Origin of the sequence: Streptomyces sp. M41(2017), assembly GCF_002078175.1 — a bacterium.
Taxonomy (GTDB): domain Bacteria; phylum Actinomycetota; class Actinomycetes; order Streptomycetales; family Streptomycetaceae; genus Streptomyces.
Map to the genome: position 1 here is coordinate 43020 of NZ_MWFK01000004.1, position 19712 is coordinate 62731.

Sequence of the window (19712 nt, forward strand, 5' to 3'; positions counted from 1 at the left end):
ATCGTGGTCTTTACCGTGTCCGCTGCCGTGCTGCTGGCCGTCATCGTGATCGTCCTGTTGAAGGGCGGCTACGTGAGGTTCGGCTCCATGCTGGCCTGCACCCTGTTCGGCTTCACCCTCGCCGCAACCGGCCTGGCGCCCCTCATCAACGGCGCGCTCAGCTCACTCGCCGGACTCGTTGCCGGCCTCTAGACCAGGCCTACGGCGAAGGAGCACACCGTTTTCTGCCCGAGGACATCACGCCGGAGTCCACGGGCTGTAGGGCGTGGTGCAGGTGCCACCGCACGACCAGCAGTCGAACGTTTCCGGATCCTCGAACTGGTTGCCCCAAAAACCGGCCCGCCGACAGAACACCACGTTCTCCTCATCGCACCAGCCGCACACGAACACGAAATTCACGCCGCGCCTCCCCTTGGCCGCCCTGCCTACAGGCTGTCCGCCACAACGACCGGGCGGCAACAGGCCCACACGCCAACCACGTTGACGCCAGCAGGTCGCCCACCCTTCCCCAGCATCCCCCTTGCGGGCGCGGCCCACATGACGGTGGCGCCTGCGAGCTGTGCCCTTCCCGGAGCGCCGATGTCCACCCGCCTGTCGTCCCTCGCCCGACCCGATCCGACCACCCCGGTGCCAGCAGCCGCCCCACCGCTGTCCCTCGAAGAGCGCCTCGCTCTCGTCAACGCGGCCATGACGGCACGCCTCGACGAAGCAGCCGTTGCGTACGAGGTCAACACCGCCCACATCGACACCAAGCCCGTCGACCTCGCCGACGTCGTCACCGGCCCCATCGATACCCCGCCCGCCACGGCGCCGGACCGGTACCCCACCCCGGTTGCCGCCGTTCTACAGCGCGCCCACCGCAGGCTTGTCAGCGGTGGCTGGTGCACGAACACCCTGGTCGACACCGACGGTGCCCGCTGCATGCTCGGGGCCATCCGCATCGAAGCAGGCGGCGACCGCCGCCTCGAAAGTGACGCCGCCACCGTGCTCCTGGACGCGATCCGCCGCCAGTTCGGCGACGACGTCGACTCCGTGCCGTCCTTCAACGACGCCCACGGCAACGATCGAGTCCCGCTCCGCATGGTCGACCAGGCCGCCGGCCTCGCCGACGCCAAAGGCCTGTAACCGCTGCCGGACCACCCGCCTGGCACCCGAGCTCCGCCTTTGCGGATCGGGTGCGGGACAGGCCGCCCGGCCGCAGCACCACCCCTGCCAATCTTTGAAGGAGAGATCATTCGTGGCGAAGGGCCCTGCCGTCATAGGCATCTTGACCGAGCCCCCGAAGCCGACCTGGTGGCGAGCCAACAGGCACAAGGTGCTGCTGACCGTCGGCCTGCTCGTCGGCTACTGGGTAGGTCTGCACCTGCACGGTGAACCGGCGAGCCCGCCGGCCACCCCGCGCCCGGGCCACAGCAGCCCCGGCCCGCTGCACATCACGCCCCGCTCCACCTGACCCGCACTCGCCGCAGCCCCGCGCCCCGTCCTGCTGATCCCGGCGGGGCGGGGCGCAGCTGTCGGCTCATCCGTGTTCTGGAGGACCTGCTGATGCTCATCCCCCGCCCGCGTCGCCGGATCGGCCGGCCCCGCCCCCAGCGCCCCGGCCCCCGCTACCCGCACCGCCCCGCCCGCGTCACCCCGGCCTGGACCCGGTGATGGCCGACCGGATTGTCGACGGGAACCGGCTGTTAGAGGAGTATGACTGGCGCACTGCGCCGGAAGGCCTCGCCACCCGTCGCCAGCTGCGCGCCCAAGGCCTGCGCCCGGCCGGGCAGACGCCGATCGTGCTGCGCTGCCGCAAGTGCCGCAACTACCCCGAGCGCGTCTGCACGCGGCCGACGTTCCTGTACCGCATCGACCTCGCCAAGCCCGTTCGGCCGATGACGCTGGCGATGGAGCGCGGCCTGGACCGGGCCATGGAAGCCAGGCAGCGGTGCCCGAAATGCTGCCGCCGCTACCACCACGACATCCCGTTGCGCCGATTCGGCTCCTGCCAGGAATGCCATGACGGGACTCCCGCGGATCCCTCCACCTATCTCGCACCCCCGCCTTCTCGCGGGCACGGGCTCGCCGCCTGAGCGACACTCCACTGCCTGGCGTGCTGACGCCGGGCAGGGGCGGAGGCCGCAGCATCAGCTACGGGCACAGGCACCACCCTGTAGTGCGCCACGTCCGGCACCAGCGATATCGCGGCGTCAGCATGGAGGCAAAGGGTTGGTCTCGTCGTTGACGTCGCTGTCCTTCACAAAGCCCCAGCCGTCATGGGTGATGGCCGCATCGGCCAACGTGTAGATCCAGCGATTCGGGTGCGGACCGCCACCACCGGTCCGGTCGCCCTCGTATCGGCACACAAACCAGTTGAGGTTGGTGTGCAGGTAGCCAGCCGTCTCACCAGCCCACTCAACCCGGATGCCGGGCGTGTTGTAGCAGTAGAAATGCCGGGGGTTGGAGTCACTCTCGATCCTCGTGCAGGTCCCCGGCGGGGGAAGAGTCGATGCCGATGCTGGTTGAACAAAGGCCATACCGACCAAGGTCAGGGCGCCCGCACAGCTTGCAAGCCGACCCGCCACGTTGCCCATCAGTCCTCCACTTGCAGATGGGCGTGCCCGAGATCTGCTGCGAGCCTCACCCAGTTGATGTGCAGCCAGGGTGGAAGCTCAGCTGACGTTTGCCAATGAATTCGAAGCTCATCAAAGCGTGCAAGTGACCCTGCCTCTGTGCAGGCTTCATCAGCGCTTCCGCGTACGGGTGACCGGGTGGAACTTGACGCCAACGGGCCAGGCCTCGCGCCCCGCGGTGGCGTCGGCACATGGCGGTAGCAGCCCCGGGACGGCCCGCAGCATCGGCTAAGGCGCAAGAGACCGTCCCGGACCGCTTCATCCCCGTCGTGAGACGGGAGCACCTCCAGCATGCCTGAGCGTCCGCCTATCCCAGGCGTGACGCCGCGCACAGCAAGAGGCGCACCCCTACCAGCCTGGACAGCTCGGGGTGCGCCTCTCTCGATCCCGCTCCGAAGGAGCGAGACAGGAGATCCATCATGCCTGCTGCCACTCTGTTACGGCAGCCCGTCCGCACATTGATCGTCGCGGCCTCGGTGCCGCTCGCCCTGGCCGCGGTCGTCGACGACGTCCTCGCCCGCCGGCGCGCGGCCGCCGCCCACCGTCTCGCGGACGCGGCCCGCCGCTGCCCGCTCACTGGCCTGCACGGCCGGGACGTCCTGGTCGACCATATCGACCGCCTGCTGCGCACCGGCCGCGGCGAGGACGTCCACGTCCTGGTCTTGGACGGCGACGGCCTCAAGGCGGTCAACGACACGTTCGGGCACGCGGCCGGGGACGCCCTCATCCGCGTCTACGGCCACCGCCTCACCCGCTGGATATCCGGCCGTCCCGACGCCTGCGCCGCACGCCTGGGCGGTGACGAATTCGGGCTGACCGTCCAGCTGCCCGCACCGGCCGCGCTCCAGGAACTGGCCGCGCTGCGCGAGCAGTTGCAACGGCCCTTCGCCCTGGACGGCGGTCACGTCCTCGAACCTGCCGTGTCGATCGGTTTCGCGTGCGCTGGCGACCTACCCGGCGAGGACGCCAGCCGCCTCCTACGGGGCGCGGACAAGGCCATGTACGAGGTGAAAACCGGGCGGGAGGCGTTCCCGTACCGGGCGACGCACGGCGACGCCTACGCGGAGACCGTGAACGGCCGCCGTGCCGGCCGCGATGGCGCGCACCTTCCGGCGGGTGCCGCATGAACACCTCTCCCCTGCCCAAGTACGCGCACGTCCTGGTCCAGCTCCCATTTGCCGAAATGCTCTTCATGGAGGCCCTGTCATGAGCGGTGTCGTCAAGGTCAGCAACGATCACCTCCCCACCGATCCCCGTTTCCCCTTCCCCACCGCGCAGACCCGCTGCCAGAGCGAGCCGGGCAGGTTTGACTTCGCCAACGGCGACCGGACCGCTGGCGGTGAGGAGACCCGGCAGCGGATCGAAGCGGCACGCACTGCGTGCGCCGGCTGTCCGGCGGCCTCGGACTGCCTGCTGTGGGCTTTGGTCAACAAGCAGGCGACCCGCGTCGGTATCTGGGCAGCCACCACCCCACGAGAGCGCAACACTCTGCGCAAGCGCATCGCGGACCGGCTCGGACCGGACTGGGTCGACGCCCTGGCCGACCAGATCAAGGCCCGCCGCGAACGAGCCGTCGCCGCCCGCAACAACCCACTCACCGTCGCCCAGACCCGTGTTGTTCGCCTCGACCACGAAATGAACGGGCCCATGCCGTGCCCGATGACGCCTGCTCGTCAGCGCCGCAACCGCGCCCGGCTCGCCGCGGCCACGAAGGGGTCCCGCAGGGCTCGCGCTCTGGAGCAGGCATCCTGACCAACCCCGCGATGCGGCGGGCAGGCGCGCCAGCCCCCGTAGGAAGCCGATCCGGGCCGCTCGCCCAATTGGGCGAGTTCGATCTTGGTCGGAGGGCGCCTGCCCATGACGCAGTCCGCATGCGCCGCGTTGGCAAGAAGAGGGCCGGACGTCTCCTGGCCGGCCGCCTCCACAACCCCTGCCCACCTGCACCCAGACAGGACTCCCTCACCCATGACGACCACGTACGAGATCGCGACCCGCGAAACAGACGAGGGCACGCTCGAGCCTGCTGAGCATCTTTGGACTCCTTGCGCCGACGGTAAGGAAGGGCACGGCTTCATCGACCACCGCGGCCTGCTCGTGACCGGCCTGGACTCCAGCTCCGGGGACGACGCCCTCTACCCGGCTGGCTTCATCGTCCTGGGACACCAGACGTGGGCCGACACCATCGAAGCCGCGGCAGCCTACATGGCGCGCGTCCACGGCTGGCGCAGCCTCCACCTGTACCCGGGTGACGACCCCGCGGTGCTCATCCCCCGCATCCCCCGCGCGGTCCACGCCCACGGCGCGTTCCTCTACCACCCGCACCCCGACCACCCGTGCAGCTGCGAGTGGGACGACACCTGGCGCATGGCATGGGCACCCGACTACCAGCCCGACGTCGTACCGATCACCGCCATGCGCCACCCCGCTGCAGCGCTGAAGGCCACCGCCATCCCCAACCCTGACCACGACCTGTTCGCCAACTGGGCTCTGTGAGAGCCGATCGGCTCGCCAAGGCCCGGACCTCCGCATTGCGGAGGTCCGGGCCCTTTTACGTTTCCGGCAGAGACGGTCCGTGCTCCGTCTCTCAGGCCGGCACCGCATCCTCCGGAGGCCGGGGCCTCGTCGTGTTCTCAGGGAGCCAGCATCGGAGGTCGTGGTCGGCCTGGCATTCAAGGAAGCTCCGCTTCATGCGGGCATCAGAGGTCAGCCGGGCTACTCCCGGATCTGCCTAGGCAACCTGAAGATGTCGGGGCACGAACCACCTCACCCTGGTCGACGCTCACGCGACGACTACTGCAATGGTCGTATCCATCGGCTGTCCACGATCAAGCTCAGATTGGGAAGTTGGAGAGCAACATTGTTCTGCCCCTTTACTGTTGCCGTCAGAGACCACTGTTGAGCTGGGCTCTTCCTTAACTCGCCCCCGAACATGAGGCCTTGTCCCGACAACGGACTCGGGTGCAAAGTCGGCACAGCGGGGCAGTCAGCCCGGCGAGATGGGAGCGACTCACCCGGCAGTCTTCTCGGGCCTTGGGCGGAATTCCCCGACTCTCAACTGATCTTTGACATCACGGAGGTCCGTCATGAGCGACGACAGCAAGACGGCGGCCAGCAAGGCACGAATTCCTCAAGCACTGCATGTCCACATAAGGAAGCTGCGACGCCGGTTGCTGCGCTGGCAGCTTCACAGGCAGCTGGCCCGCGGTGTGGCCTACGGCGTCGGCAGCGGAGCGGTCAGTCTTCTCTGCGTCTGGATGGAGAGCCGGTTTCTGGGCTGAAGCTGAGTGTGGAGAGGGCTTCCGTCGTGCCCGCCTTGTTGTCCGCGGACAACAACTCTCGGCTCACTGACTTGGATCTACCGCAGTCCGCTGCTGCTTGTTGTCCGCGGACAACAAGCAGCAGCTTCACCCCCTCAGCCTGGTACGGCAGTACACGATCGAGCGCTTCAGTGGTCAGAACAGGAACGCAGGCTCATCAAGAAAGATGGGCAGTTGACTAGGCAACGGGCGATCATGCATATACGTCGTGTTTGCGGCCCGGTTGCTCCCTGTTCCGTGTCTCCGCTTACGACGCATCGTCGGGACAGACACCTGCAGACGAAGGCTGCCGTCATCAGTGGTCTCAACGGCAGGAGCGCCGGGCCTACGGATTTTCTGGACAAACCGGTGCCGCCAGAGCTGCTGCGTCACTCGCTCGTAAGCCTCGCGCCCACTTTCTCTGAAGACGAGATCCTGCATGAACGACACGTCAGCTTCGCTGGGCGCACGAGCTGTGAAGTCGTCCTGCTGCTTTTCGTGGCGCCATGCACGTGTCCAGGCGGCTTCCCAGATTGGCCGCTCCGCTTCCGCCACCTCGCAGGATCTCAAGTAAGCCTGGAATTGGTGCAAACTGTGCGGCATTGTCTGCTTGGTCAGAATGCGGTGTGCGGTACTCCGAGGCAGAGCGCCGTAACCGCCCGCCCGCTGCTCCATGGTCCGCAGCGGGGGCGAACCGGCTTTTTCGTGCAGGTCCTGGAGTGCGGCGCTCAAATCGACGAAGTCGCGAACCAGTTCTGGCCGCGGAGCGGAAAGGCTACGACCACCCCGGGCGCGGCGAGTCTGTTCGTACCTAGCCCGGCGCCACAGGATCCTTGCCTCCTCGGGTGAAGCGTCGCAGGCGCGAGCGTAGTTGAGCACGGTTGGCAGCTTCGGCACGTTCAGCCCGGACGCTGCGCGCTGCAGCGTTGTAGCGTGACAACCAGCCCGCACCGACAGCGCTCGGTAGCCCTGTTGACTGCGCTTCCGCTGGCTGCGCAGCCACTCTTGGAGTTCACGCAGTGCCTTGTTGCTGGTGGTGATCGGCTTCTCGGGTCGGCACATGAGAATCACCTCATGCAGACGCGGTGAGGAAGGCACGAAGCGCCTTTCGAAAGCCCCGGCCGGGAATGCCGGTCAGCAGGCAGACCAGGACAACGGCGGTTGAGCCGGCGCCCGAGAGAAGCTGCAGTACCAGCGGCAAGGTCATACCGGCGACACTGACGAGTAGCGCCGCCACGGTGATGATCACGATGATGACGACTGCCTCGGCGCCGCTGAGGCGTCGAAGGGACGGAGTCCCGTTGTCTACACACGAGACGGAATGAGGCTTGGACATGGATGCTCCCTGTGTTCTGTCCGGCGGGCCACCGGACACGCTGCTGACTCCAATCGGGTACGAACCACAGGGCAGTTGCAGCCGCCCCCGCGTGGTGCGTGGACATGATGGTGACAGGAGCACCGGGCCGTATCCCAACCACGGACGCCTCCTCGAAGGGGGTTGATGCGTCGCAGTCTCACCGCAACTTAACGACCGTCAGGCGGAGAAAGGCCACGCAGAGTCAACGTCGTGCCGCCTCTGTAGCGATGGCCTGGGATTTCCGAAGCTGCATCAAAAATGAGAGCGCTGCCGGTGCCCGATGGTAAATAAACGAGTTGATGCAGCAGTGCGCCGATCGCGGTTGCACGAGCCGAGGGTTGTTGCCACCATCCGCGAGCAGGAGCTCACCGAGTACGGCGGGCCCTGCCCTGGTTGCTGCTGACTCCAATCGCATGCCGAACAGGGATCTATGGCCTCGCGTTGCAGCGTGAGACTGCGGAGAGCCGGCCCCAGAGTGCGGGGCCGGCTCCCTCCACATGCGTCGAGAGGGCCTCCCGGGCTGATCCGGGAGGCCCTCTCGGGTGTCGGAGGATAGCCGTTTCAGAGCATCCACCAAGATCGCATTGCCAGCGCGCGGGTGGCTACTCAGCTTGAGCGGACCCCGGCCGGTCGCCTGCGAGAGGTTCCGGCGCGCTAGTTGGACCGGGGGTCGACGTACTTGATGGCCCCAAGAACCATGTCGCAGGGCCACGGCGCTCCGTCGCATCCCGTGCACGTCGGATTAGCGCGATTGCTCGGCGCATGCTCGGCAAGGTGGCCACCGGCGACCGACCTGACGGTCCGCTCATCCGAGGTCATGCCGGAGTACGTCTCACGCGACAGGGCCACGGCCCGGTCATACGCGGCGAGCTGCTCATGAAAGTCGTCGGTCATGGTCAGCGAGCCTAGACGTACAGGCCGTCACCAAGACGCCGTGTTCGAGGTGTTCGATTCTTCTCTGTGCGCGATCCTAAGGAAGATGGCCGTGGCAGGTGGTTTCGTCGCCGGCTGTCCGATGGCCAGCGATCACCGCACCGCCTCCGCCAAGCCAACGCGCAAGGGCTCGCCCCTGCCCCAAAGGATCGCCCGAACCGACGACCTTGTTGTCCGCGGACAACGACCGCCAGGGGTGTCCTCCTGCCTCAGCTCCGTCACCTTGCCCGCTGCTTGTTGTCCACGGACAACAAGCCCTCATCCCGATCTGGGTGAGACCGGAGAAGGACGCTGGGGTACGAGGGCGGTCGCGTCCCCCGTGCCAAGGGGGGGAAGACTGCAGGAACACCCATCAAGATCGGTCTCGCCCAATTGGGCGAGACCGATCTTGATGGAACGCGGGGCTGACGACTCAGCTAGAGGATGTGCCCGCAGAGACCCGCTCCATCAACAACTCGATCAGCTCAGTCAGCTGATCCGCGGTGAGCTGCTCGGCGAGTTCGTCAGCGATCTGCCGCGGGCTAACTGGAGCGACCGCAGCCACTGGAGTCTTCGAGCCCCTCTGCTGCGGGGGCAAACCCCGAGAGTTTGCACGAGATGCCGGCGGCTGCTCTTCCTTGTTGTCCGCGGACAACAAGGAAGAAACCGGAGCAACGACTGCCGCTATCTCAACCGAGGACGCATCAGACGGAACGGCTGCCCTTTCGGACTTGTTGTCCGCGGACAACGAACTACCCGAGTCCGCAGTGCTCTCCGACTCGCTTCCATCTGGCTGCTGCTTGTTGTCCGCGGACAACAAGCGCCTATCCGAGTTGCCCGCAGTCTCTGACCGCACTGCTTGGACAGCGGCGAGCTCCTCGGCGCGCTTTCGCGCGGCGACAGCCTTTGCATCCTTGAGGTAGTCGAGAAGGTCGGCCGCATCCACGCCCGGGTTTTCTTTGCAGTGCCTGGCCAAAGACCGGCCGTCTCGCTCGGGAAGGTCGCCCGAGCTGAGCATGATCTGAATCTCTTCAGGAAGGTCGAGCAGGCTCAGCTGGTTGGTCACCCAGGAGCGGTCCTTGCCCAGTCGTTCAGCGGCTCGGGAGCGTGCGCCTCGCTCGGACTGTTCGCCGCAGACCGTGACGAGTGCTTCGACACCGCGAGCTCGCTCGATGACATCGAAGTCTTCGCGTTCCAGGTTCTCCTTGAGGAGGTGGTCTATGAACGCTTCACGGCTGGAGGCCAGGTCGTCGCGGACGACGAAGTCCAGGGAATCCAGGCCGACATGGACGGCGCTGCGGAAGCGGCGCTCGCCGTTGACGAGGACGTGTTCGGCCTTGCCGATCCGCTCATCGTGGTCCGGCCACAGGGCGAGATAGGCAGGGCGGGAGACCGCGACACACGCGGCAAGCTGCGCCTGGCGCAGCTCCTCGCCGAAACGAGCCTTGTCCTCGTCGCTGCCGAAGTTGCGGCGCGGATTGAGGGGAGTGGGGGAGACCTCATCCAGCCGCAGCCGAACCAGCTCGTACGCGGGCACATCCCCCTGCGTCACAGCCTTCGCCCGACCACGGGCACTGCGGGTACGCCGCGCTTCACTGAATGAAGAGCCGGTTCCCAACCGGTCGGCGACGCTCATCCGCTGATCCTCCGTGCGATAGTCCGCATTGCTTCCGCCTGTTCACAGTAGGGAGCGTGCGCGAGTAGGGGAGCCTTCACCCGCACCGCTTCCCGCTGGTCTTTCAGCTCCGGCACGATCGCCAGTACCGGAGGCTCCCCGATCTTCTGCCACTCCTCGAGCGAGGACGTCGCGACGTAGCCCTTGCGGCTGTCGTACATGTTGACCACGAAGCCGAGCTGGACGATGTCCACGTCCAAGTCCTCGACCAGGTCCTGGATCTGCTCCTCAAGCATGTCGTACGCGTCGGCCGAAGAGTCCTCGGACAGCACCGGGATGACGATCCCCGACGTGCCGACGTCCTCACCATCGCGGGCACGGCAGTAGTAGATCGCCGTGTCCATGCTGTAGCCGAGGCTCGGGGGACAGTCGACGACGACGAAGTCGAAGTCGCTCTCCAACGGCTCCAGCGCCTTCTCGAGCGCGGTCTCCTTGATACGTACCACGCGGCTCGTGGCCAGCTTGGCGTCCAGGAGGAAAGCGTCCTTGCAGGCCGGCAGCAGCCAGAGGTGGTCCTCGAAGTCACCGCCCTTTATCGGCACCAACAGATCAGCGAGCTCACCTTCCTTGACCTCGCCGAGCATGTGCTTGGCCAGGCTTGGACTGTCGATCCCGATAAGCGGATGACCGAGCTGCTTCGTCAGGTGGCCCTGAGGGTCGAAGTCGATCAGCAGGGTGCGGTGGCCGGACTCCGCCAGAGCCTGGGCAACGCCGGCGGACACCGACGTCTTGCCGACCCCTCCCTTCTGGTTGCCGAAGATGATGCGGCGCGCACCCGTGCCTCGCTGCGGCTTGGAACGGGAAGACGGATGCTCGTCGAGCCACAGGCGGATCGCCTGGGCAACGCCCTGGTTGTACGTGATGCCGCGGGACTTGCAGTCCTTCTTGAGCTTGTCGTACAGCCCGGCCGGCAGGTACGTCGCGAAGGACGTGCCACCGGTGGTGTCGACTAGCGGACGGTTCTTGGCCTTGCGCCACGCCTCGACGCCCTGCGTCACGGCGTCCTGGATGTCGGTATCTGTCTCAGCTGCACGGACTTTCAACTCTTTGCGTAGAGGTGCCGGCAGCTTGGCGACTACCTTTTCCCGATCACTGGGGTCGTATGGGGCGGTCATGGCGCTACCTTACTTACCCCGCATGGTGCAGGACAGCAGGATCCCCCGTGTCTGGGGTTGTTGTCCGCGGACAACAACCCCAGACACGGGGGATTGGGTAGCTGTCAGGGCTCGTTCGTCGTATCCAGGTCCTTCCTCCCACGGCACCCCCGACGGCTACGCCAAGCACCACGTGCTGCAAGCAGCGTCGCTGCGAGCTGCACGACCACTCCGGCCAACTCGATACACAGCCCGGCCATATGCATGTTTTTCTCCCTTAAGGGTGCGTTGAGCGCTGTCAGCGCATCACGAACCTCGCAGGGCCGGATTTCTTGCACCAGCGGAGATGACATTCGTGCCGCAGAGGGGCAACAACCCCTGACAGGATGGCTGCAGGGAGGAGTTGTTGCCGGGCATGCAAGAACCACGTCGAGGCCGTCCGCTCAGCCCACTGAGCGGTGATCTGACACCCGAGATGACGGCCTGGGTCACCCGACTCCGGGAGTTCTACACACACCTCGGAATGACCCTGGGAGAGTTCGAACGCCTCGCTGGTATCGACGCCACCACTCTGTCGCGCTACCTCAGCGGCCGTCGCCTGCCCGAGATCAGCTTCATCAGCAAGCTCGACGACGCGATCCTCGCCCGCACCCACAGCCGCATGGGGGCTGAGGTACGTGCATCTGTGAGGGAGCTGTACCTGGCGGCCTGCCGAACGTACGAGCCGCAGCGCTACCAGGTCTACATGCTCGTAGATGCGGTGGCGGCGGCTCAAGAACGGGCTGAACGGGCCGAGGAGGCCGTCTGGGAGCTGCGAGCCGAACTGCAGGCAGAGCAACAAAGAAGGCGTGAGCTTGAGATGAGCTTGCATCAGCTGGAGGTGCGGGTAGGAAGCGACCGCGACCTGGAAGTGGTGCGCCAGGCAATGGCGCAGGTTGTCGCTGAACGTGACCGGCTTGAGGTGCAGTGGAAGCAGCACTCGGCCGAGCTAGTGGCGGCCCTGCAGCAGCAGCACGTTGTGGTTCACGCCCATGACCAGTTGGTGAGCGAGCTTCGTGCTGCCGAACAGCTCCTGGATGAACACCTGGAGATCCAGTGGGGGACCACGACTCCCGGAAGCGCGGATCGCCGCGTATCTCTCAGCAAGGCGCCCCGGAGGCGGTGGGGGTTGCGACTTAACCGGTCGCGCAGGACCGCGCTTGAGCAGCTGCGGATGGAGGCTGAACGCGCTGCCTCGGAACTCCCCACGTTGGCGAGCCGGTTCGCAACGGGCGATACGACACCTCTTGCACTGCCATCGTCAGCGAGGGGCGTGCATGCCGATATTGAGATCAGTCGGGTCGCGGATGCCATGGACAACGTGGTGCGCGCAGCCGTGCGCCTCGCGGTTGAACAGGCAATGTTTGCCAACCTTTCGCGGCGTTCTCAAGGCCTCATCCGACGCCAGCTCACGCTCATCTCGGGCCTAGAGTCCCGAGAGAACGACCCGGAACGTCTGAACTCGCTGTTTCAGATCGACTACCTGGCAGGCCGGATGCGTCGTAACGGTGAGAATCTCCTCGCTCTAGCGGGGGAGGAGCCCGCACCTGTCTGGAGCCGCCCCATCCCGCTGACTGACGTGCTACGCGCCGCAGTCACAGAACTGGAGCACTACAAGCGCATCGAGCTCGGTGCCTCTCTTCCGATCGCCGAGATTGCTGGCCGCGCCGTGAACGATCTCGTCTACCTGCTCGCGGAGCTCTTGGAGAACGCCACCTCGTTCAGCGCGCCCGACACCACAGTCCAGGTCACCGGCCATGCCCTGCCTGATGGCCGGCTGCTGATCGAGATCCATGACGCCGGTATCGGCCTATCTCCCGAGGAGCTTGCCGCGATCAACGAGAGGCTGGCCTCGCCGCTCACCGTGGACATATCTGTTTCCCGCCGGATGGGTCTGTTCGTGGTTGGCCGGCTGTCGCAACGCCACGGCATCCGCATCCAACTCCGGCCGTCCGACTCCGGTGGGACAACCGCACTCGTCATGCTTCCTGTTGGTGCCCTCCACAACGGTTCCGAAGCCGGGGAGACGGATACGCAGACTGGGTCTGGCTACTCCACGGCGTAGCAGATCGCTACCCGTAGCCCCGCCGGTGGGGTGGGGGATCCGTCGTTGCAGACGTTGTGCCTTTGCGCTCGGGCCGGGCTCGCCAGGTACGGGACAGGCCGCGAAATCGTGGCGCCGCACCGGGCACTGCTATGACGGTTGTTGTCCGCGGACAACGAACCCGCTCTAGGGCCTGGTACCGGAGGTAGTTCCAGGAACGTCTCTCGGTGGCGGCGATGAAGGAGCACCCTGCACCGCTGGCTCCGGCTTCGCGTCACGCCTGCTGAGATACATGAACGGGTTCGGGCCCCCCATGAGACTGTGCAGCGGCCAGGTATCCGCCATCTCGCAGAGGTGCAGGTGCCTGGGTACCGGCCAGTGAGCAGGATCGGGCAGCGGCTGATGGCTCCAACGATGAATGTTCTCATCGTTCTCACACGGCACGCAGATGCCATGGTTCCCTCGGGCCAGACTCCTAGAACCAAAGGCAGTCCATCGGTCCGGCGCAGCGAGGGCAATTCGACTCCTCAGACATGTCCCGTTAACGAACTGCGCTCAAAGGAGTACGTGATCAACGTGCGCGCATTGGCCCCAGTTAGCACCGTGATGGGTGGCCGTTCCTCGGCAACGCCCTGCGGCCGCCATCGTTCAGTCCACGCGGCGCGCCTCCCGAGCGGTCCTTCCGTGCCGGCGACGTCCAACTCCTGAGGCTGACGGTGCAGCCGGTTTCTAACAAGCCACAGCTGGGTTGACCTGTTGTGATCGCGCCTACCAGCCTCAGGGGTCAACAGACTCCGCTTGGAGTGTGTCGTACAACGAAAAAAGACTGTAAAGCGAACGGCGTTCGAAAGCTTTGGGACAGGGTCTGCAGTATGCGCTGACCTGCGCATGTCCTGAAAGATCGCACGTCGCCGACCAGACTGCCCAACGGCTGATCCTTTGTCAGTGCTCGTCGTCACGATGGCGCTTACACGACACGAAGGACCTGTGGGGGGATCAGATGCCGTTCATCGAAAAGTATGTGAAGTCCGACGGAACGGTCGTGCGCAGTCACTACCGCTGGGCGCCCGGTGCCCGCCGGGAGATGACGATCGTTGCCGCCGTCGCCGTGGCGGTGGTGGCCTTTGGCCACAACGGGGGCCAGGCAGCTCAAGACACTGAACCGCGGAAGGCGCCCGGTCAGTACCCGGTGCTCTTCAGTGAGAACAGCGGCCGGTCACCTCGCGGAGCTGAACCCCGTCCCACCGTGTCCTATCCGATCAAGTTCGACAGCCCCAAGGTCATGGTGAAGCGGCCTGCACCGGCGGTCTCCTACCCGATCGACTTCTCCACCCTCGGCAGCAGCCGGTGACCGCCCGTCGACCCGCCCGGCGACGGCCTGCCCGACGTCCTAGCCGGGGCCGTAAGCAGCAGGAATCCCAGCTCGTCACCGCCGCTGTCGTGACGGTGGCGGCCGTCGGCCTCGTCGTCGTCATCGTCAACTGGCTGCTGGCGCACTGGTGGATCCTGCTGGCAGTGTTCGTGCTGGCGGCGCTGGCCGGCGGGGGGTGGTGGCAGCAGCGCACCCAGCGCCAGGAATGGGAGCGCGTACAGCAGCGAGCCCTGCGCTACGGGCTCGCTCAGATCGACTCCCTGACCCACGAGGGGTTCGAGTTCGCTGTCCGGGACCTGATGCGGCGGGACGGATGCGCTGATGCCCTGCGCGTGGGCGGTAGGGGAGACCTCGGCGCCGACGTGAAGGCCACCGACCCGCACGGGCGGCGCTGGGTCATCCAGTGCAAGCACCGTCGCAGCGGCGACAGAGGATCCGCGGTCGGCACCCCTGATCTACAGACCCTGAACGGAACAGGGCGCCCCGTCCACAAGGGTGACGTCGTCGTCATGGTGACCAACGGGCGGATCTCCGACCCGGGCCGCGCCTTTGCCCGGCAGCAGCGACTGCACCTGGTCGACCGTCGGGTGCTGGCACAGTGGGCCACGGGTCACCGTCCTCTGTGGGAGCTTCTCCCGATGATCCCGCCTCCGCGCAAAGCGACGCCCCTGTCCTGAGCCCGGCCCGTTCGGCCTCATATGCCCTCGTGCGTCGTGTGATCCAACCTGAGCCCTCACCGCGTGCGGGTGGGCCCGGGCCGCAGTCGCGCGCCGAGGCGAGCCGTTGTTCGGGACGAGGGGGCGCGGAGTGTCAGTGCTGTGGCTACCGTCGCCACGGTCCCGCTGGGACGTGCGCTCTCGCCTGGCCTCTTTGGCTGGCCAGGCGAGAGCGGCGATGCCCGGTTCCCCCAGTGTTCGGCACAGGGACGGGCGCTTCCGGATGGAAGGCCGACACCAACTGGCGTCACGTTCTATTGACGTCGCTCAGACGTGCAATTGCAAGGAGAACTGGGAACTTCCACCCACCAGCGTGCCTCCTTGCCTCCCGCCCCGCCCGGTGCTTCCCCGTCGCCGCCCGCATCCCCGTGATCGACATTGTTCCGTGATTCCGTGATCACGTGGCGTGGCAACTGCCGCACTGGCCATGCTGGTTGACCTCTCAGCCAAGCCGGCTCGGCACCCGCTTGGCTGTGAACTGGTGCCTCCTTCCGGATGGAGCACCGGCCGCTCCCAACTAGCACAGAGGGCTATGCATGAAGCCTCGTCCCATAGTGGTCATCACGATCACGGCCACCGTCTTCGCCTGGAGCGCAGTGCTGGTCGCAGCCGGCCAGACGACCGCGGTCGTCGCACTCGCCCCTGCCCTTGCCCTGACGGTGCAGCAGATCATCCAAGCCACGCGCTCCCACCCCACCGCCAGGCCCAACAGGCGCGCAGACGTCGCAGGAGACGAAGAGGGAGACGCCCCGTGACGACCCCCCTCGAACCACCAGCACCGTCGGGCAGACCCACTCCTGCACGCCCCGGCCGCAAGCTCGGCCCGGTCCTGCCCAACATCGGCAGCGCCCACCGCGCATGGCTGGATCCCCTCCGCGTCCGCTACCTGGCCAGCGGACTGACCCTGAGCGAACTCAGCACCCGCCTCCGCTTCGCCAAATCCAAACTCTCCGAACTACTGCGCGGCGCCGGCCTCTACCCACGATGGGAGATCGTCTCCTTACTTGCCACCGAACTCGACATGCCGAGCTGGCCCCTGCACCGGCTATGGCGACAAGCAGCGTTCGAGGCACACAAGAGCAGCGACTGGATCGAAAACTGCACCGACCACACGCCGATCCTGACCACCGCCCCCACCCCGCCACCGCTGGAACACCAGGCATTCCGGGAACTCGTGGAGAACGACTACAGCCTCTTCGCCCAGGCCTTCCTCGACGACGAACAACGCGACGCCGCCGTATCCGACACCTTCGACATCCTCTGGCTGTCGTGGAACGACGCCCTCGCCAGCCACGACACCCGCCGGTACTCCTGGAACGTCCTCCGCGCCACCGTGATGTCCCGTACCCCGCACCGCGACGGGCGCCCCGAAATGGGCCAGGCCGCCTTCGACACGGTCGCACTGCGGTCCCTGAAGACTCCCGACGACGCCATGGACCAGATCACGGAAAGCCTTGAACTGTTCGCCGCGATGAGCCGACTGCCTGCCGCTCAACTCGACGTCATGGTGCTGCGCCGCCTGTGCGGATTCCTCGTCGAATCGACCTCTGCGCTGCTGGGCGCCTCACTGGCCACCGTGCGCTCCAACGAACGCCACGCCACACGTTTTTTGAACAGCGTGCTGTGCACGCCTCTCACCACCGAAGGGAACACCCCGTGACCGGCATCGAAGAGCTCCTGTCCAGAGCCCTGCTCGTGCGCGAACGCACCGTGCCACACGACGTCGTCCCCCGTCCCACCCCGCGGGCCGCCGACCCCTCCTGCGACGTCGCCCTCGGACAGGACGACCAGCCCAACGCCGCCGCGCAGGACCTGTACGCGCTGTGCGAAACGCTCGTCCGCCACACGCCCACCGCCACCGTCGTCAAGTTCGTCACCGACCAGCTGCCCGAACCACGCAGCGCCCTCATCCTCGCCTGTGTCCTGCAGCTGACCGACACCACCGAGGGCGCCCGGTTTTGGTGGCAGTACGCGGCCGGCGCCGGACAGGGCGCTGCCGCCTACTGCCTCTACCTCCATCACCTGGCACTGGGGGAGAGTGCCGCTGCCCATTGGTGGCATCAGCAAGCCGACGACGTACAGACCCCGCCACAGCCCCCAAGCATCGAAGACAGCAGCTGGAACCCCGCCGAACATCGCATCACCAGCGCTTCGACGGCACAATTCATGCGCGTCCTGCGTCACCTGGCCAAGCAGACGGTCCGATCCCGACCAGCCAGAGTCAGCAAACTCATGAGCTACATCCCCCAAGCTGTCACCACCGGCTACCTACGAGAGCCAGACTCTGAGCTTCCGCTGCCAGGACACGAATTCGTCCGCCGTATCAACGCCCTCCTCGCCGCAGGCGACCACCCCCGGACCTGGTCCAAAAAAGCCACAGGTTCCACCGGCAGGAAACGAGGCTGCTCTCTTCCCGAGTCCGTCGAAAGGCCCTACGTGCGGGGCGTTCCCGAACAGCTCGGCACGGCGAGGCGCTGACGGCGACACACGGTGCCGCACGGCCCGGCCTGGTCCGGCAGAAAGCGAGGAAGCGAAGGCGAAGGGTGTCGTGCTGGCCTCCAGCCCCGCTATGAATCTGTCCAGGGCGGAGCTGTTTGGTGTCCCTCAGGAGTGGGCGTGTGTGCCGGAGGCCAGAGACGAGGTCATGTCCTCGGGGTGCGATGGTCGGGTCGATCCGTGAAAGTGGCGCCATGGAGATCGTCGTGACGCGCGAACTGCGCAAGACTCGTTCCCAGGGTTCCGGGCTGGACGTTTCTGTCTTGGGCATCAAGGCGGTACACGCGGCGCCCGCCGACGACGGTGACCCTCATGGTCTGCCAGGCAGCCGGACGTGCTGCGGTGAGCCGACAGCGGACATGGAACTGCTGGCCTACCGCCCGAGACCGGGCGCATCGTGGCTGCCGCCCACCATGACCCAATGGGAGTGCCCAAGCTGTGCGGACGTGCTCCGATCAGTGAAGTCCTCCTCTTCATCGGGGTTCGATGCGGGGACATCGACGGGGGAGAGGTCGGAGCGGGCGCGGTGCCATCGAACGGGGTGGCGCCAGCGCCCGGCGCCATCGCGGGCAACGTCGACCCCGACCTCGCCGACCACGTCGGGCTGTACGAGGGTGACGTCCAGCGTTTCGCGGCTGCCCCACCCAGCTGAGAACGTCCAGCCCGTCCAGGGATGTTCACCGGCTGACACAGTGAGTAGGGGAGCGAGGGTGCTGCTCGCGGCTGCGGCCAGAGGGGTGGTCCGGCCCACGTACTGAAGGTTGCCGTTGGTGTCGTATCTGGCGAGCAGCACGGTGCGGGGCATCGCGAGAGGGCCGGTGATCGCGCCGGCGATGGCTTCTGTCGTCTCGCGCGGTTTGTATTTCAACCATCCCCTGGCTCCTGGCCTGTACGGCTCGGTGAGTCTCTTGTAGATCACGCCTTCGATGCCGACGGCTTTCCAGGTGAGCCACTCATTCACGACGTCCTGGTCGGTGGTCGATGGACACAGCGTCCATGGGGCGGTGAGCCGGCGAGCGGAGAAGACGGATTCGAGGGCGGTCCTGCGGCGCCGGTAGGGCCAGCTGGTGATGTCGTTGCCGTTCAGGCGCAGGAGGTCGAAGGCGACGAAGTGCGCCGGCCACTTGCTCGCCGCCCGGGCCGCGGCGGGGCCGCGTCTCTGCATCCTGTGCTGGAGACGTTCGAACGCGAGCCGGCCTTCCTCCCACACGACCAGTTCACCATCCAAGGCGGTCCCGTCGCGCAGCTGCGCGGCCCCGGTCACGATGTCCGGGAACGCGGCGCGCAGGTCCGTGCCGCGCCGGGAGCGGAGTTCCATTTTCCCGGCGTCGACGGAGAGCAGCGCTCGGTATCCGTCCCACTTGGGCTCACCCGCCATCCCCGGGGGCAGGTCAGGCCGGGGGGTGGGGGTGCTCAGCATGGGTTCGGGCAGTGTCCAGGTCACGCGGTATCCCTTCCACTGCGCGGCTGGCGCCGTCGCTGTCACGGGGGCGATTCCTGCGGAGGGCCCTCGTTCCCGGAGTCGGCGGCCGCGGCTGCCTGGCTCTGCCCCGTGCTCTGGACGCTGTCGCGTCGTACCCGCTCCAGGTGCTGCAAGGCGACAAGCGGGTCGACGAGCTCCAGGAGGCGTTCCTCGTGTCTGGTCCACATGGAGTCACGGCGTGCAGTGGTCCAGGTGGTACAGGCTTGCGTCATGAGGTGGGCCAGTGCCATGAGCAGGCGGGGGAGTAGAACGAAGACTGCGATCCATGACGAGAGCCCGCCGATCGCGGCCAGAGCGCCGCCCGTCAGGGTGCTGAAAGCGTCGTGGAGGGTGGGCCGTTCCATCGTGGGACTCCAAGGGGTGAGGGGGCAGGGCAGGGTGCCTTCACCCGTTGGTTCGTGGGGGTGGGGCAGGACAGCAACAGGGGCGGTTCAGTTCTTTGGCGGCACTCTGGCGGGTAGCGCAGTAAGCGGCGCAAGTCCTTGAAACTGGCAGGGCGGACCGGGGCATTCGAGGGCCTGGAGCTCTTGAATGTCTGCCGTCTTGGTGGGTCTGCTGGGTTGGTTACCTGCCTTCAGACCCCGTGGGCGATCAGAGGTACACGACCGGTATG

At 66.5% G+C, this 19712-nt stretch carries 22 protein-coding genes and 2 pseudogenes; 15 read left to right on the forward strand and 9 right to left on the reverse strand.

Features of this window, described 5'->3' with window-relative positions:
- Window positions 1-3 precede the first annotated feature (3 nt).
- On the forward strand, window positions 4-192 hold the full coding sequence (locus B0675_RS39470; RefSeq protein ID WP_081224647.1) for a hypothetical protein: 189 nt from the start codon (window positions 4-6) through the stop codon (window positions 190-192).
- A gap of 45 nt (window positions 193-237) precedes the next feature.
- Here the strand turns inward: B0675_RS39470 and B0675_RS41685 are convergent, their stop codons facing one another.
- Window positions 238-399, reverse strand: a complete 162-nt coding sequence (locus tag B0675_RS41685; RefSeq protein WP_179165574.1) for a hypothetical protein — start codon at window positions 397-399, stop codon at window positions 238-240.
- Window positions 400-579: 180 nt separating this feature from the next.
- On the opposite strand from B0675_RS41685, the gene B0675_RS39475 reads away from it, so the two are divergent.
- The 3 genes from B0675_RS39475 to B0675_RS39485 all read left to right on the forward strand — a co-directional run bounded on the left by B0675_RS39475 (window position 580) and on the right by B0675_RS39485 (window position 2075).
- Entirely contained in the window at window positions 580-1125 is a 546-nt protein-coding gene (locus B0675_RS39475; RefSeq protein WP_081224648.1) for a hypothetical protein, read from the forward strand.
- 112 nt (window positions 1126-1237) lie between these two features.
- Window positions 1238-1453: a hypothetical protein gene (locus tag B0675_RS39480; protein ID WP_081224649.1), complete on the forward strand. Its 216-nt coding sequence runs from the start codon at window positions 1238-1240 to the stop codon at window positions 1451-1453.
- A 199-nt stretch (window positions 1454-1652) separates the two neighbouring features.
- On the forward strand, window positions 1653-2075 hold the full coding sequence (locus B0675_RS39485; protein WP_081224650.1) for an RRQRL motif-containing zinc-binding protein: 423 nt from the start codon (window positions 1653-1655) through the stop codon (window positions 2073-2075).
- Window positions 2076-2192: 117 nt separating this feature from the next.
- Here B0675_RS39485 and B0675_RS41170 read toward each other — a convergent pair whose 3' ends face one another.
- Window positions 2193-2576, reverse strand: a complete 384-nt coding sequence (locus tag B0675_RS41170) for a hypothetical protein (protein WP_143661170.1) — start codon at window positions 2574-2576, stop codon at window positions 2193-2195.
- Window positions 2577-3034: 458 nt separating this feature from the next.
- Between B0675_RS41170 and B0675_RS39490 the strand changes: the two genes are divergently transcribed.
- The 4 genes from B0675_RS39490 (at window position 3035) to B0675_RS41175 (ending at window position 5893) form a co-directional block, all read left to right on the forward strand.
- Window positions 3035-3742, forward strand: coding sequence for a GGDEF domain-containing protein (locus B0675_RS39490; protein WP_081224651.1), 708 nt, complete (start codon window positions 3035-3037; stop codon window positions 3740-3742).
- A gap of 79 nt (window positions 3743-3821) precedes the next feature.
- Window positions 3822-4367 carry a WhiB family transcriptional regulator gene (locus B0675_RS39495; RefSeq protein WP_081224652.1) on the forward strand — a complete coding sequence of 182 codons (546 nt, stop codon included), beginning with the start codon at window positions 3822-3824 and terminating at the stop codon, window positions 4365-4367.
- A 213-nt stretch (window positions 4368-4580) separates the two neighbouring features.
- A complete protein-coding gene (locus B0675_RS39500) occupies window positions 4581-5108 on the forward strand; it encodes a hypothetical protein (protein WP_081224653.1) in 528 nt (175 codons plus the stop codon).
- Window positions 5109-5698: 590 nt separating this feature from the next.
- The gene (locus B0675_RS41175) at window positions 5699-5893 is read left to right on the forward strand and encodes a hypothetical protein (protein ID WP_143661171.1); all 195 of its coding nucleotides are present in this window, start codon (window positions 5699-5701) and stop codon (window positions 5891-5893) included.
- A 174-nt stretch (window positions 5894-6067) separates the two neighbouring features.
- Here the strand turns inward: B0675_RS41175 and B0675_RS41180 are convergent, their stop codons facing one another.
- From B0675_RS41180 to B0675_RS39520, 5 genes are all read right to left on the reverse strand, one after another.
- Window positions 6068-6973 carry a helix-turn-helix domain-containing protein gene (locus B0675_RS41180; protein ID WP_143661172.1) on the reverse strand — a complete coding sequence of 302 codons (906 nt, stop codon included), beginning with the start codon at window positions 6971-6973 and terminating at the stop codon, window positions 6068-6070.
- Window positions 6974-6983: 10 nt separating this feature from the next.
- Entirely contained in the window at window positions 6984-7247 is a 264-nt protein-coding gene (locus B0675_RS39505) for a hypothetical protein (protein ID WP_081224654.1), read from the reverse strand.
- Window positions 7248-7922: 675 nt separating this feature from the next.
- The gene (locus tag B0675_RS39510; RefSeq protein WP_081224655.1) at window positions 7923-8162 is read right to left on the reverse strand and encodes a hypothetical protein; all 240 of its coding nucleotides are present in this window, start codon (window positions 8160-8162) and stop codon (window positions 7923-7925) included.
- 451 nt (window positions 8163-8613) lie between these two features.
- Window positions 8614-9816, reverse strand: coding sequence for a plasmid partitioning protein (locus tag B0675_RS39515; RefSeq protein WP_241540204.1), 1203 nt, complete (start codon window positions 9814-9816; stop codon window positions 8614-8616).
- Window positions 9813-10970 carry a ParA family protein gene (locus B0675_RS39520; RefSeq protein WP_081224656.1) on the reverse strand — a complete coding sequence of 386 codons (1158 nt, stop codon included), beginning with the start codon at window positions 10968-10970 and terminating at the stop codon, window positions 9813-9815. Before B0675_RS39520 ends, B0675_RS39515 begins: the two co-directional genes overlap by 4 nt.
- A gap of 454 nt (window positions 10971-11424) precedes the next feature.
- Here B0675_RS39520 and B0675_RS42515 point away from each other — a divergent pair.
- The 7 genes and pseudogenes from B0675_RS42515 to B0675_RS39550 all read left to right on the forward strand — a co-directional run.
- Window positions 11425-11574, forward strand: a pseudogene (locus B0675_RS42515) (helix-turn-helix transcriptional regulator); the annotation flags it as partial.
- A 678-nt stretch (window positions 11575-12252) separates the two neighbouring features.
- Window positions 12253-12981 (forward strand): annotated as a pseudogene (locus tag B0675_RS42385) (ATP-binding protein); the annotation flags it as partial.
- Between the two features lie 1051 nt (window positions 12982-14032).
- Window positions 14033-14383 (forward strand): hypothetical protein, encoded by a 351-nt coding sequence (locus B0675_RS39530; RefSeq protein ID WP_081224658.1) that lies wholly within the window; start codon window positions 14033-14035, stop codon window positions 14381-14383.
- Window positions 14380-15081, forward strand: a complete 702-nt coding sequence (locus B0675_RS39535; protein ID WP_081224659.1) for a restriction endonuclease — start codon at window positions 14380-14382, stop codon at window positions 15079-15081. Before B0675_RS39530 ends, B0675_RS39535 begins: the two co-directional genes overlap by 4 nt.
- Before the next feature lie 575 nt (window positions 15082-15656).
- Entirely contained in the window at window positions 15657-15875 is a 219-nt protein-coding gene (locus tag B0675_RS39540; protein ID WP_081224660.1) for a hypothetical protein, read from the forward strand.
- Window positions 15872-16780 (forward strand): sigma-70 family RNA polymerase sigma factor, encoded by a 909-nt coding sequence (locus B0675_RS39545; RefSeq protein ID WP_081224661.1) that lies wholly within the window; start codon window positions 15872-15874, stop codon window positions 16778-16780. The genes B0675_RS39540 and B0675_RS39545 overlap by 4 nt, the downstream gene beginning before the upstream one ends.
- Window positions 16777-17598: a hypothetical protein gene (locus tag B0675_RS39550; protein ID WP_081224662.1), complete on the forward strand. Its 822-nt coding sequence runs from the start codon at window positions 16777-16779 to the stop codon at window positions 17596-17598. Before B0675_RS39545 ends, B0675_RS39550 begins: the two co-directional genes overlap by 4 nt.
- A gap of 391 nt (window positions 17599-17989) precedes the next feature.
- Here B0675_RS39550 and B0675_RS39560 read toward each other — a convergent pair whose 3' ends face one another.
- Both B0675_RS39560 and B0675_RS39565 read right to left on the reverse strand, forming a co-directional pair.
- Entirely contained in the window at window positions 17990-19036 is a 1047-nt protein-coding gene (locus B0675_RS39560) for an ATP-dependent DNA ligase (protein ID WP_241540205.1), read from the reverse strand.
- Window positions 19037-19098: 62 nt separating this feature from the next.
- Window positions 19099-19443 (reverse strand): hypothetical protein, encoded by a 345-nt coding sequence (locus tag B0675_RS39565; protein ID WP_081224663.1) that lies wholly within the window; start codon window positions 19441-19443, stop codon window positions 19099-19101.
- Window positions 19444-19712 lie beyond the last annotated feature (269 nt).

Bases quoted from the DNA above. Each gene is read 5' to 3' on its own strand.
- B0675_RS39475 (WP_081224648.1), top strand. From the start codon at position 580: ATGTCCACCCGCCTGTCGTCCCTCGCCCGACCCGATCCGACCACCCCG.
- B0675_RS39485 (WP_081224650.1), top strand. From the start codon at position 1,653: ATGGCCGACCGGATTGTCGACGGGAACCGGCTGTTAGAGGAGTATGAC.
- B0675_RS41170 (WP_143661170.1), bottom strand. From the start codon at position 2,576: ATGGGCAACGTGGCGGGTCGGCTTGCAAGCTGTGCGGGCGCCCTGACC.
- B0675_RS39490 (WP_081224651.1), top strand. From the start codon at position 3,035: ATGCCTGCTGCCACTCTGTTACGGCAGCCCGTCCGCACATTGATCGTC.
- B0675_RS39495 (WP_081224652.1), top strand. From the start codon at position 3,822: ATGAGCGGTGTCGTCAAGGTCAGCAACGATCACCTCCCCACCGATCCC.
- B0675_RS39500 (WP_081224653.1), top strand. From the start codon at position 4,581: ATGACGACCACGTACGAGATCGCGACCCGCGAAACAGACGAGGGCACG.
- B0675_RS41175 (WP_143661171.1), top strand. From the start codon at position 5,699: ATGAGCGACGACAGCAAGACGGCGGCCAGCAAGGCACGAATTCCTCAA.
- B0675_RS41180 (WP_143661172.1), bottom strand. From the start codon at position 6,973: ATGTGCCGACCCGAGAAGCCGATCACCACCAGCAACAAGGCACTGCGT.
- B0675_RS39505 (WP_081224654.1), bottom strand. From the start codon at position 7,247: ATGTCCAAGCCTCATTCCGTCTCGTGTGTAGACAACGGGACTCCGTCC.
- B0675_RS39510 (WP_081224655.1), bottom strand. From the start codon at position 8,162: ATGACCGACGACTTTCATGAGCAGCTCGCCGCGTATGACCGGGCCGTG.
- B0675_RS39515 (WP_241540204.1), bottom strand. From the start codon at position 9,816: ATGAGCGTCGCCGACCGGTTGGGAACCGGCTCTTCATTCAGTGAAGCG.
- B0675_RS39520 (WP_081224656.1), bottom strand. From the start codon at position 10,970: ATGACCGCCCCATACGACCCCAGTGATCGGGAAAAGGTAGTCGCCAAG.
- B0675_RS39530 (WP_081224658.1), top strand. From the start codon at position 14,033: ATGCCGTTCATCGAAAAGTATGTGAAGTCCGACGGAACGGTCGTGCGC.
- B0675_RS39540 (WP_081224660.1), top strand. From the start codon at position 15,657: ATGAAGCCTCGTCCCATAGTGGTCATCACGATCACGGCCACCGTCTTC.
- B0675_RS39560 (WP_241540205.1), bottom strand. From the start codon at position 19,036: ATGCTGAGCACCCCCACCCCCCGGCCTGACCTGCCCCCGGGGATGGCG.
- B0675_RS39565 (WP_081224663.1), bottom strand. From the start codon at position 19,443: ATGGAACGGCCCACCCTCCACGACGCTTTCAGCACCCTGACGGGCGGC.